Here is a 12,691-nt window from a genome sequence, read left to right as displayed (position 1 = left end):
CGTACTATGGCCTCTGCTGACTTCTCACAGCGAGCTTTACTCCGTCTTTCGGATTTTTTTTTTTTTCCTACTTCACGTCTGTGAGACCTCCCCGGGTAAGAGCGATAACTTTCCCCTCATCTATCTGCCACATCTACATGATGAGATTCGGGCAGTATTGGACTTTGCTTTGTATGGCAAGCTCGTCCGTCTCACCATGCCTTGTATGTGATTTCTGTTCGTCAGACCGAGGGTTTGCCTCCGGCTTCCTTCAGATTCCGCCTCGCGACGGACACCCTTGCCTTCGGCTAACAGTTCCTACTGCCAAGCCTGTAGCGGACTTTCACCGCCTAGTTATCGCCCATGCCGGGCGCACCATATAAAAAGCCGCTTCCATCCCCACTTATATAGTGGTGTTGGAGGCGGCTTTGCATATTTTGGGGGACTATATCACCGATTGATACCCTTATTGGACAGCCCCTGGCTTTAACTTAGCTAAATACATTTATGCAAGGACTTCGACGGTAAAACCGCCCGGCGCTTTCACATAGAAGGTCCATCCATGCGATCTTTGCGGCGGCGCGACATTGAATCCATCGTCTTTCAACCGTTGATGGATCTCATTCACCTTCTCTTCGCTTTCCTGGGCGAACCCGATATGAAACGTTTTGGGATAACTGACTTGGGCTCCTTTCATCAATGTGAGTACCAATCGATCATCGTCAAACAATGCGGCGAATGAATCGCCGCGCGCGTCTTCGCTCGTATCGATGCTTTTGAGTCCGAAATATTTCTCCAGAAATTGTCGAGCGGCGGGAACGTCCGTGACCGTAAGATTGACATGATTCAGCTTCATGAGATTACACATCCTTTGTTTAAGAGATTGATTTCATATAGATCGTATCACATTCAAGCAAGTGATCATCTTTTGGCTTTAGCATTGTTGATTTGCGCGTTAAAACCCGTCACGTTAGTTTAACCTTCCGAAGGTTATCGATGAAAACAGTCCGCCGGAACAGATGGAACTTTTTGTCCATTACTCCCAATAAACGGGTTGCTTCGACCTGAAATCCCGACTCTTCTTTTATTTCTTTCACTGCGACCTCTTTTGACGACAGACCGAGATCATTAGCCTTTAATCATTAAATATCCTCATCGCTTAACTTCGATGCAATAATTACTGCCTCTCTGGGAGTTACAAGTATTTCGGTTGCAGCAAGCTGCGGATGGTTCAACCAATAATGTCTAACTCGATCCGGCTTCCCCTTCCAATCTTCCGGCCAATACGGTTCCGGAGTAAAATCATCCATTACCAGCATACCACCAGCCTCCAAGGCTCCAAATAACTTGTCCGGGTTATCCCTCTTGGCGTCTGCAGCATCCGCAAAAATAAAGCAGAAAGGGCCTCTCTCCAACACTTCTTTCCAATCCCCGCAATAAAACTCTACTCGATCCCTTTCAATGTTTGCTTGACCCTGCTCACTTGGGATTCGTCGCAATCTACGGTAATCAGGCTCGCTTCTTTTGTCATTGCCGAAATAATCCATGATGTACTTACTCCAAAGCCTGTCCCAACCTCCAAAATTTTACCGCTGACTTGCCCCACTAACGCATTCAATAATCTACCGAATGGATCTGTGCATGATTTTGTAAACCCAGCTTCTTCAGCCAGCTTCTTGCATTCATTGACCAGTTGAGGTATATAGGTTGTAGAGCGATACAATGAACTCATCGTTGTCCTCCTCTATGCATGGAATGGATCGGCCTTCATTGTCAAATAGAAACGGAGCATCGGTCGCAATAATATGTATCGATATGCTGATTACATGGTTTTTATCATGGTCACACTATCACCTTCCAGGTTGCTTTTCCTGTAGCCTTGACTCGTATAGAAGCCGACAGCATCGGACCAATGAATGATTGTTTTCAGCATGATGCTCTTGTATCCTTTTTCTTTCGCGATCTGTTCCAACGCTCTTATGATGATGCCGGCAAAACCATTTCTCCTAAATGTTTTCTTTACAGACATTCTTACAATTCTTCCTGAATTATCATTGACCGAGATGAGCGCCCCGCTGCAAACTACTTCACCTTGGACTAATCCTACTAAAAAAACATTTCCATTCTTTATATAATGGTCGACAATATTGTTTAAATCGGGGTTAAGAGACGTATCCAGGAACCCGAAATGCTCTTCCAAACCATCAAGTATTAATTGCTTGGCCTGTATTTGTGTCTCGTCGTTAACGAACTCGATTGTCAGAACATCTGACTCTTGACCCACAAAAATACCTCCACCTCGTTTTTACAATCAACAAGCTACCGTAATATGTATCGTGAAATATTCAAAGCTTCCTGGACTTGATTATAAACATTGCCGGATACAATTCGGCTTTCCTGCTGTTGTACCACGTTTCCGGATGATTCATTTTACTATTAGGGGTAACTCCACAACATCTAGTTATCTTCGACCATCGTCATCCGATGATTAAATACCGTCCTCTATTTCAAAGATCAGGTCGAGCTGGATTAAAAAATGTTCCGCATGCTCCAGTTGTCGATTTGCAAATGCTAAATCCCCATGACCTTCCAGAGCAAAGTCCAAATTACCCAGCACAGACATTAGCGTACGTGCGGTCATAGCAAATCCGAAAGCTTGTGGATCAGCCGCAATGCCGGTATGGCCGAGCATGTATTTAAAAGTCGGCTCCTGAAATCCGCCGAACAAGGCGAGATTACAAACAAATGAAGCCAAGTCCCAGTAAGCAGGCATTAAGGATACATCCTCAAAGTCCATCCAGATCCAGCCCTCGGGGCCGGGTATTAAATTTCGCGCATGGGCATCGCCGTGACACGGTACTAACGAGTCCGGTTCCGATCGCATCCGTTCATCTGCCTTATGGAAGATTTGAAGCAATGCTTGTATACGCGGATCGGATTGCCGCTTCAATCTTGCGGCGGACCGGCAAGTCCGCTCCCAAACTCCCAGCACAGGAAGCTCATCATCGAAGTCTTTCATTGCTATGGAAAGCCTGTTTACCAGATCAACGGCTTCGCTCGGCGAAGGAGGCTGCAGGGGTGTTGGTGGCACATAATTCCATAACGTCATCCATGTCCCATCGACATCGTACGGCCCTGCATCAATCAGGTCGCAAGGCAGCAGCACTTGAACACCCTTCGCATCGAGGTGATGCGCTGCCCGCAGCTCCCGATCGAGCACTGTATGAGCATGTTTTGAATCTTCCTCTGAAAGAGCCGCGGCCAATCGAGCAACAACCGGATAGGGAGTCAAATGAATATTCAAATTCCCTCCATCACTAAGCACAATAGGTGTAACATTAGTTAGACCCATGGTTTCCGCTGTCGATAACATTTTTGAAACAAGCTTATCTTTACTCAATACTGCATCAGCTCCAATTCTATAGATATAATAACCCGCGGCGGGAACACGATGTTTAGACGATGACGTAGCTTTTATAGCATCAGGAATATTTTACCATGGCCTTTTCAACATTCATACTCTGACAATAACACGCATACAATAGCATGCGAAAAACCGCCGTTTCAATGAAACGACGGTTTGTCAGATCGCACGTACGGCAACCGTGCGAGGTATCGACCAATCAGCCCTTCAAACCGCTGGTGCTGATCCCTTCGACGATATATTTTTGAAAAATAAAGAATATGACGACGATCGGTACGAGAGACAGCGTCGACATGGCGAACATCCCGCCCCAGTTGTTGAGCGAATCCCCGTCCAGGAACAGCTTCAGCGCCAGCGATACCGGGTAGAGCGTCGGCTTGTTCAAATAGAGCAGCGGGTTGATGAAATCATCCCATCTCCAATAAAAGGAGAAAATCGTCGCGGTCACGAGCGCCGGTACGATCAGCGGCACAATAATCCGGAAAAAGATCGTATATTTGCTGCAGCCGTCCATTTTCGCCGCCTCGTCCATTTCCTGCGGAATCGTCCGGATAAACTGCATGATCAGAAATATAAAGAACGGCATTCCGAAAAAGCTCGGGACGATGATCGGCTTGAACGAGGACAGCCAGCCCAGCTTGGCGAACATGACATACTGCGGAATGACAGTCACGTCATGCGGCAGCATCAGCGTCATCATGACGCAGGCAAACCAGAACGACTTGCCTTTGAACGGAATGCGGGCCAGCCCGTAAGCGACGAGAGAAGAAGAAAGCACGGCGCCGATGGTGGCGAAAATAACGATAATAAACGAATTTTTGAAAAAGGTGCCGAACGTATTGCCGGCGAAGCCTTTCCAACCGGTAACGTAGTTATTAAATTCCAGACGGCTCGGAATCAGGCTGTACGCCGTGGAAAATATTTCGCTGTTCGGCTTCAGGGAACTGGCGGCGAGCCAAATGATCGGGTACAGCATGATGAAAGCCAATGCACCGACGATGAGATGATAAATCCACGCGTTATTTTTACGCAACGGCATGCTACTTCTCTCCTTTCGTCTCGTAATGGACCCAGTACACGGATGATTTGAATATAGCCAGCGTGATCAGACCGATAATGATCAGCATCACCCAGGCCATGGCCGAAGCATAGCCCATCTCGAAGAAAACGAAAGCCCTCCGGTACAAGTAGAGCGAATAAAGCAGCGTATTGTCGAGCGGTCCGCCTTCACCCCTGGAAATAATGTAAGCGGGCGTAAAGGTCATAAACGCGGATATCGTCTGCATGATCAGATTGAACAAAATAATCGGACTGAGCAGCGGCAGCGTTATTTTGAAAAAGCGGTGGAACGCGTTGGCTCCGTCTACGCCGGCCGCTTCGTAATACGAAACCGGTATATTTTTAAGCCCGGCCAGAAATATAAGCATGGACGAGCCGAACTGCCATACGGACAACGCGATCAGCGTCCATAAGGCCGTTCCCGGACTGCCGATCCAGGAGGTGTCGCTGTGAATGCCGACTGCGCCCAGCAATGAATTCAGAAGCCCCTTGTCGCCGAAAATTTGCACCCACATGATCGATACGGCCACGCTGCCGCCTATGAGCGAAGGCAAATAATAGGCCGACCGGTAAATCCCGATCCCGCTGATCGCCCTGTTGAGCAGCATCGCTACAATGAGCGCGAACGCAAGCCGGAGCGGTACGCTGGCGAACACATACGTAAACGTAACTTGAAACGACTTCCATATTTTTTCATCGTCAAAAAACATTTTGTCGTAGTTATCAAAGCCGATCCATCTTGGCGCTTCCATCAAATTATACTCGGTAAACGAATAGTAGAGTGAAGACAGGATCGGATACAATGTAAAGATCAGGAATCCGAGTATGAATGGAGCGGTAAACACGTACCCGACCACATTGTCGTTTTCACGCAGCTTCATAATTTCAACCCCTTATGCCAGTATTGAATAGGTTTGTCCCAATTTTATCCGTCATTGATGTAAGCTCCCGGGGTTAAGAAGGCAGAAACTGTCCGACCTAGTTAAAAACAGATTCGCCCCTGCTTGCGGCAGCGGAATTGCAGAAAGGGTCAGAAGGCAGCACCCAAGATGCCGTTCTGACCCCCTAATCGCTTACTTTTTGTTTTTCGCTAGGATCGCATTAGCCTCTTTACGGAATTTGGCCGCGCCGTCTTCGACGGAAATTTTCTTATAAAGAATTTGTTCTGTCACATCCTGCAGTACTTTGAGAACTTCGACCGAGCCGACCGGATACGGAGGATCGTTCGGACTGCTGTTCGCTTCCGCCCAAGCCACATAGTCGAAAACTTTCACTTCTTCAAGTTTTAACAAAGGTTTCAACGCTTCTTGAATTTTAGAGTTGATCGGAACGCCGCGTTCACCTTTCATAATTTTATGCGCTTCAATGTCATTTATGAAGAAATTCACAAATTTGATAGCTTCCTCTTTGTTTTTCGAGTTTTTGGTCACCGATAAGCCTTGGCTCGATTTAAGGAACAAGCCTTTTTTGCCATTCGGCCCCGGAGGCGGCAGCATCTCGGTCGGACGTTTCGCAGCCGCATTAAAGGCAATGTATTGATTGGACCAGGCGAAGGTTCCGAAAGCGTTGCCTAACACCATCTCGTCATCTTCCGGCGTAAACTTCTTCGTCGCCAATTTATCTAAAGGAAGCACATACCCTGCGTCATACCATTTTTGATAGCGCTTGAAATAATCGATAAACGGCTTGTCGTCACTATAGCCTAAAGCCGTGCCGTCTGCGTTGTAGAGTCTTTGATCCTGGGTACGCAAGTAGTAAGCGAAGAACGTTTTTTGATCAATCCGGTCACCCAGCAGCTTGCCCGATGCTTTAAGCTTTTGCGCGGCTGCCTCCATATCGTCCCAAGTCCAGTCCTTTGCGGGTAAGGAACCGCCAGCCTTCTTCAGCATCTCGGCATCCACTGTCGCTCCGAGCGCATTAACGCCCAGCGTGATCTGATACTGCTTGCCGTCGTATTCCCCGATCTTCAGAAATCCGGGGGCGATATTGCTCTTATCCAGCTTGCCGCTTTCCATGTAAGGCCGCAAATCTTCAAGCTGGCCTCTTCCTCCGAACTGGCTGATATAAGCGTCATCCATTTGGATAATATCCGGAAGATCGTTAGCCGCCGCTTGCGGAGCGAGTTTTTTCCAGTAGTCGTCAAAAGCGGCATACTCGGCCTCAAACTTGACGTTCGGATTTTTTTGCTGATACAGCTCGATAATTTTCAGTGTATAGTCATGTCTTGCCTGTCCCCCCCACCACGCGATGCGCAGCTTGACGGGTTCTTTCTTGTCAGAGGCGGCTGCTTCAGGCTTCTTGGCCGCATCCCCTCCCGCCGCCGGTGTCCCGGTTGGAGTGGTCGTACCGCCGCCGCAGCCTGCGGCAGTCAGAAGCAGAGATAGCGAAACCAATGTTGTTAGCGCTTTCTTCATATTTATTTCCTCCCCCTTGATTGAGTACATTACTCATTATCCTATTTCGGCGGAGAAATAAGAATTAAAAATTCCGGTATCCTTGTTTAAAAAACAGAGACTTTTTTTCCCAAGATTAACCGGCGCTGCCTTTCTTAACGGACGTCCGCGTGTGTCAAGGCAGCGTGCGATTTTGGGCGAGAATCGCGTTCGCCTCCTTGCGGAACTTGACCGCGGCATCCTCGACTGCAATTTTTTTGTATAAAATTTGTTCGCTTATATCCTTCAACAGCTTCTCCACCTCGACGGAGCCGATCGGATTTGGAGGATCGCCCGGGCTGCTGTTCGCTTCCGCCCAAGCCACATAATCGAAAACTTTGGACTCCTCCGGCTTCAGCACCGGCTTCAGCGCTTCCTTCACCTTGGAGGAAATCGGCACGCCGCGCTCGCCTTTAATGATTCGGTTCGCTTCGATATCATTGACGAAAAAGCTGATGAACTTCGCAGCTTCTTCTTTTTGCTTCGAATTTTTTGTGATGGAAAAGCCCATGCTTGCCTTCAGGTACAAGCCCTTGTTGCCGTTCGGGCCGGGGATCGGGATGAGCTCGGTCGGGCGTTTGGCCGCGGAGTTCCAGGCGACATACTGATTCGACCAGGCGAATGAGCCGAACGAATTGCCCAGTACCATCTCATCGTCCTCCGGCGTAAACTTTTTCTGCGCCAGCTTGTCGAGCGGCAGCAAATAACCGGCATCGTACCATCGTTGATAGCGCTTGTAGTAGTCGATAAACGGCTTATCGTCCGCATAGCCGAGCGATGCGCCATCCGCCGCGTACATCTTTTGATCCACCGTACGCAAATAGTATGGGAAGTAGACGTCATAACGCATATAGTCCATCAACAATTTGCCGTTAGCCTTCAGCTGCTTGCCAAGCGCTTCCATATCGTCCCAGGTCCAATCCTTGTCAGGCACCGATGCGCCGGCTTTTTTCGCCAGTTCAGGGTCCACCGTTGCGCCGAGCGCGTTAATCCCAAGCGTAATTTGATACAATTTTCCGTTATATTCGCCGCTGGCCAACGTATTGGGCGAAACTGCGCTGACGTCGATCTTATTGTTTTTGGTGTAGGCGCGAAGCTCCTCCAACAAGCCTCGTCCGCCGTATTGGCTCAAATAAGAAAGGTCCATCTGAATCATGTCCGGCAAATCGTTCGCAGCCGCTTGCGGAGCCAGCTTCTTCCAATAATCGTCAAATGAGGCGTATTCGGGCTCGATCTTCACGTTCGGGTATTTTTGCTGATACATGTCAATAACCTTCAACGTGTAATCATGCCTCGCCTGGCCGCCCCACCATGCGATACGCAGCTTTACCGGAGCTTTGCTCGCATTTGCATCTGCAGGCGCCGCCGGGTTGGCTTTAGAGTCCGCAGCCGGCGGCGAACCGCTTTCCGGGCTGCCGACGGTACTGCCCGCACCGCCGCCGCAGCCCGCAGCGCTCAGCAGCAATGAGGCGAAAAGCGTCATCGTCAACGCTTTCTTCATGTTCGCACCCTCCTTTGGATAACGGCTATCTACAATGCCATTATCCGCTTAAAGGGTTTGGAATAACATGTGATATACCGTCTTGGTTGTTTAAAAAACAGAGGAGATCAAATGGTTTTCATATAGTCGGTGGGCGTGGTGCCCGTATACTTTTTAAACACCTGGCTGAAATATTGCGGATTATCGCCGAAGCCGAGCTGCTCCGCCAGCTCGAATATTTTAATATCCAGCTTTTGATCGATAAGCTCCGTAGCCTTCGTAATTCTTGCCTTCATGACGTAGTTGGAAAATTTTTCGCCGGTTTCCTTTTTGAATAGTTTGCCCAAATAATCTGGATTCATATAGAGCATCTCATTGGCGACTCCGTTCAAGGACAGCTCGGGATTGCCCAGATGCGAGTCGATGATCTTCAGCATTTTTTCTACGATATCGCAATGCTTGTTCTTCGTCCGCTCATAATGGCTCATTGTAATCTGCCGGGCAATATCTTTGAAAAAAGCCTGAATCGCCTGCAGCGTCTCCAAATCCATCAGCGCGACCAGCTTATCCCGGTAATGATGGATCGCATCGGAGCCGCCTTGGCGAATGATCGACATGAACAGCTGGATGACATACGACTTGGCCGTCGGTATGCCGGACCGCAAGCCCGCCACCTGCCGGAAAAAAATGTCGATTTCATGACAGGCCTCCTCCCAGCAGCCGGTTTTAATTTGCAGCATCAGGTTGTCTTCGTCGAACATAAGCTCACTATAATCGCAAGGCTCGGCTCCGACGATGTCGCGCTTGGTGATCAAGCTGCCCGCGCCAACGTAAAAGCGGTGATTCAAACATTCCAGCGTCTGCTTATACAGCTTCCGCGCCTGGGTAATATCGCTCGCTTCGCTTAAGGCAACCGTCAGATCGATTTTATAGTAGCGAAGAAACGTTTCGCGAATTCGCTTGATGCAATCGTGCAGCTCGTTCAACGGCACCGCATCCTCGACGACGACAAGCACCTGCTCGCCGACCGTCGAGCTGAGTACGGTTTTGCTCAGCAGCTCCTCGGCGATATTTTTGACCGCAAACATGTGCTCGAATTCAAATGAGTCCTCCAGCTGAAACAAAATCAACCGCACGTCGCTGCTCCCGAGATCGAGCCGGAACAAGCTGCGGTAATATTCCCAGTCATGGTTGCCGTACGTTTTGTTGGTGACGAATTCCTTCAGAAACTGTTCTTTGACATGGGGAAGCACCTTTTCCAGCCCGTAGCGGATGCTGCTGACGAACTGCTCGCGCTGTTCTTCCTTATTCAGCTCGGCCACGAGCTCCTGCAGCACATCGGCGATTTTATTTTCGTTGCACGGCTTCAGCAAATATTGCTTGACCCCGTAGCGCAGCGCCGAGCGCGCATATTCGAAATCGCTGAAGCCCGACAGCAGCACCAGCTTGATGCGCGGGTACGCTTCGGACAGCTTGGCCGCAAGCTGCAGCCCGTCCATGCCCGGCATTTTAATATCGCTGATTACAATATCCGGCGGGTTCCGCCTTACCTTCTCGAATGCCTCGATCCCGTTTCTCGCCGTTCCGGCAAGCTCCGTACCGGCCGACGCCCAGTCGACCACTTTGGAAATGCCGTCCAAAATAAGGCGTTCATCGTCGACAAGCAAAACTTTATACATGTTGACCCCCCGTTTCATCCGGAATGATGACCGAAACCTTGGTCCCGCGTCCTTCTTCGCTGTCCACCTCAATGCCGTAGCGCTCACCGAACGCCAGAACGATCCGTTCCTCGATGTTTTTCAATCCTATGCCGCTGCCGCGGGTGTCGGCTTCTCCCTTTCTTACAAGCTCGAGCAGCCGTTCATCCATGCCGGGGCCGTCGTCCTCCACGACAATAATATAGCTCCCGGGCGCGCGCTTCGCGCTGATCCGGATATGGCATGGTACGAGCATGGTTTCAAGACCGTAGTGAATCGAATTTTCCAGCAAAGGCTGCAGCGTCAGCTTGGGCAGCGTCAGAGACATCGCCTCCTGCGGAATGTCCAGTTCAAAGACGAGCCGTTCCTCGAAGCGGAACCGTTGAATCGTAATATAATTCATCACGATATCCAGCTCTTCGGCAACCGTAATCAGCGTGTCTTTCAGGCTAATCGAGCTGCGCAGCAAAAAACCGAGCGATTCGACCATTTTGGAAATTTGCGGCTGCCCGTTCGTCTTGGAGAGCCAGTTGATCGAATCCAGCGTGTTGTATAAAAAATGCGGATTGATTTGCGCCTGCAGCGCTTTGAATTGCGTTTCCTTGATCGTAAGCTGCTTGGCATAGTTTTCGGTAATCAGCTCGTTGATTTGCCTTATCATGATGCGGAACGTCCGCTGCAGCTGGCCGACCTCGTCCATTTGCAGATTCGACCATCCGGTCGCTTCCTGCTCCGCCAGTTGAAAATCGCCCTTCTGCACCTGCTTCATTTGACCGATCAGCTCTTCAATCGGCCGCGTCAGGCTTCTGGAGAAATTAATCGCCAACAGCATCGTCAATACAAGGCTGATAATAAATCCTGCGAGCAAAATATTTTTCATCAGAACGATTTTCGTAAAAATTTGATTGAAAGGAATTAAGCTGTGATAAGTCCAGCCTAAATAATCGGATTGAATTTGCGTGTAAAAATATGGCTCTCCGTTCAGCTCCTTGATCGCGTACCCTTTCTTCCATTCGTCGTTGGCGGGATACACCGGCGGAAGGGCATTTTCCCGGTTGATCGGAAAAATCGTATGATTGCCGGATGTAACGCGGATATCCCCTTTTTTCAGCTCCGTATTCCACACAACGTCCTCAACAATTTTATCGAAACGGATGCGCATCGTAAGTGTGCCTAGCCGGTTGAGTTCCAAATTTTGGTAAGAACGAATTTCCCGGGCGGCGATCAAATAAACATCCTGATCATCCGGCATAATCCAGCGCGTCTCCCCTTCGCCTAGAGCTATCTCATCCAGGATAAGCTGCTTTTTGACCGGGGACGAATAAATCGTCTGGCCCGCACGCGCCTGGCCCTCGAGCAAATCCGTCACTTCCAGGGAATAAATATATTTCTCGTATCCGGCGTACTGCACAAGCTTATCCGTAATGAAGGAGCGAAGGCGGAACGTCTCGAATTCGGACAGCGTTCCTTGATTGATCGCCGGCAGCAGACTTTGAATCTGGGCGTCCGTCACGATATTGAACGCAAGACGGTCCATTTTTCTCAGCTCGTTTTCGATTCCGCCGGAGGAAACGTTCAGCAGCTGCGACGATCTGGAGTACAATTGCTCGTCATAGATCGAATAAGCGTACTGCAGCGAGAAATACGTGATGAGAAAGCAAAAGGCCATAATGAGAGAGATCAGTGCAAACACGCGATGCTTGATTCTCATGTTCGTGTAAGCCGATTTGACAGAATACGATACGCGTTTCATGCCTGCCCCCTTAATGAAAGCGATTTCGTTATAGCCATATCGTACAATAACGGAACGTCTATTCCAATAGTCAGGTTATGGTTATTTATTTCCCGTACCAGATGGCCATAGGAAGTCCGCAGTCGTCCGGCACCGGCGGATCGGGGACGGGAACGAGCCTGCCTTTGCCGGCAGCTGCGCTGACGGCCAGCACGAGCGCGTCTACGAGATCATCCCTCGATACATCCTTGCGGGGATAGCTTAGCAAGCCGTTTCGGATCGCATCGTCCGCCCCGGGATATAAGGTGCGGAGCAGCTCCATCCGCTCGAGATAGCCCGCGTCCGTCTTTTTATTGTGCCGCATCGGTGCGCCGGCCAGCGCGGCAAAGCATACTTCCGGATGCGCTTCCCTGAAACGGCTGCGGGCGTCTTCCTCGCCCGCAACAGAATGTCGAGCTCGCAGATTTTCGGCACGAGATGCCATGATTGCTTGGACAGGCCGCGTCCTGCCAGCCGCCGGTTGATGGCGCCCGCTTCCTCGTACGTGGCTGCGGTCAGCACGGCGCGCACCGGCACCGGGAAAATCGACGACATTCGATGCGGCCTGAGCCTTTGCCGGGCAAGCCGGTCGCACAGCCGTTCCTCCGTCCCTGCCGATATTAGGCCGATCGGCATGTCGATCAGCAGCAGCTTCGACTGCCGTCGGCTCTCCCATAGCGATTCGATCGACGGGTGGACAGATAATTGCGCGCTGTCCGCAGCATCCGTTAACGTAACGGCAATCCATCCCGCACGGCATCCGTCGATACCGGTACAAATGAACGGCTGCCGGACGTCCGCCACCGCTGCTGCTTGCGGCAGCAGCGGCATGACAGGCTCATCTCTCAT

The 12,691-nt window shown here is 50.1% G+C and carries 12 protein-coding genes and 1 pseudogene; all 13 read right to left on the bottom strand.

Features of this window, described 5'->3' with window-relative positions; genetic code table 11:
• Positions 1-484: 484 nt before the first annotated feature.
• The 13 genes and pseudogenes from E1757_RS14165 to E1757_RS14105 all read right to left on the bottom strand — a co-directional run bounded on the left by E1757_RS14165 (position 485) and on the right by E1757_RS14105 (position 12,691).
• Positions 485-835, bottom strand: a complete 351-nt coding sequence (locus tag E1757_RS14165) for a VOC family protein (protein WP_133229084.1) — start codon at positions 833-835, stop codon at positions 485-487.
• A 163-nt stretch (positions 836-998) separates the two neighbouring features.
• Positions 999-1,106, bottom strand: a pseudogene (locus tag E1757_RS36500) (ADP-ribose pyrophosphatase); the annotation flags it as partial.
• A gap of 15 nt (positions 1,107-1,121) precedes the next feature.
• Complete coding sequence (locus E1757_RS14155) at positions 1,122-1,526, bottom strand: O-methyltransferase (RefSeq protein WP_133229082.1); 405 nt, start codon at positions 1,524-1,526, stop codon at positions 1,122-1,124.
• 275 nt (positions 1,527-1,801) lie between these two features.
• Positions 1,802-2,263, bottom strand: a complete 462-nt coding sequence (locus tag E1757_RS14150; protein ID WP_246079195.1) for a GNAT family N-acetyltransferase — start codon at positions 2,261-2,263, stop codon at positions 1,802-1,804.
• A 204-nt stretch (positions 2,264-2,467) separates the two neighbouring features.
• Entirely contained in the window at positions 2,468-3,379 is a 912-nt protein-coding gene (locus tag E1757_RS14145; protein WP_246079194.1) for a phosphotransferase, read from the bottom strand.
• 223 nt (positions 3,380-3,602) lie between these two features.
• Positions 3,603-4,442 carry a carbohydrate ABC transporter permease gene (locus E1757_RS14140; protein WP_133229078.1) on the bottom strand — a complete coding sequence of 280 codons (840 nt, stop codon included), beginning with the start codon at positions 4,440-4,442 and terminating at the stop codon, positions 3,603-3,605.
• A 1-nt stretch (position 4,443) separates the two neighbouring features.
• Positions 4,444-5,343 carry a carbohydrate ABC transporter permease gene (locus E1757_RS14135; RefSeq protein ID WP_133229076.1) on the bottom strand — a complete coding sequence of 300 codons (900 nt, stop codon included), beginning with the start codon at positions 5,341-5,343 and terminating at the stop codon, positions 4,444-4,446.
• A 192-nt stretch (positions 5,344-5,535) separates the two neighbouring features.
• On the bottom strand, positions 5,536-6,876 hold the full coding sequence (locus E1757_RS14130) for an extracellular solute-binding protein (protein WP_133229074.1): 1,341 nt from the start codon (positions 6,874-6,876) through the stop codon (positions 5,536-5,538).
• Positions 6,877-7,030: 154 nt separating this feature from the next.
• Positions 7,031-8,395 (bottom strand): ABC transporter substrate-binding protein, encoded by a 1,365-nt coding sequence (locus E1757_RS14125; protein WP_133229072.1) that lies wholly within the window; start codon positions 8,393-8,395, stop codon positions 7,031-7,033.
• A gap of 107 nt (positions 8,396-8,502) precedes the next feature.
• Positions 8,503-10,053 (bottom strand): response regulator transcription factor, encoded by a 1,551-nt coding sequence (locus E1757_RS14120; RefSeq protein WP_133229070.1) that lies wholly within the window; start codon positions 10,051-10,053, stop codon positions 8,503-8,505.
• Positions 10,046-11,824 (bottom strand): sensor histidine kinase, encoded by a 1,779-nt coding sequence (locus tag E1757_RS14115; RefSeq protein WP_133229068.1) that lies wholly within the window; start codon positions 11,822-11,824, stop codon positions 10,046-10,048. Before E1757_RS14115 ends, E1757_RS14120 begins: the two co-directional genes overlap by 8 nt.
• Positions 11,825-11,909: 85 nt before the next feature.
• Complete coding sequence (locus E1757_RS37425; protein WP_133229066.1) at positions 11,910-12,071, bottom strand: DUF429 domain-containing protein; 162 nt, start codon at positions 12,069-12,071, stop codon at positions 11,910-11,912.
• Positions 12,065-12,691: a DUF429 domain-containing protein gene (locus tag E1757_RS14105; protein WP_133229064.1), complete on the bottom strand. Its 627-nt coding sequence runs from the start codon at positions 12,689-12,691 to the stop codon at positions 12,065-12,067. The genes E1757_RS37425 and E1757_RS14105 overlap by 7 nt, the downstream gene beginning before the upstream one ends.

This window comes from Paenibacillus piri, assembly GCF_004354045.1.
In the GTDB taxonomy this organism is placed as follows: Bacteria; Bacillota; Bacilli; order Paenibacillales; family NBRC-103111; genus Paenibacillus_S; species Paenibacillus_S piri.
Note: the sequence above shows the minus strand (reverse complement) of the source record. Positions and strands in the feature narration are given on the sequence as shown.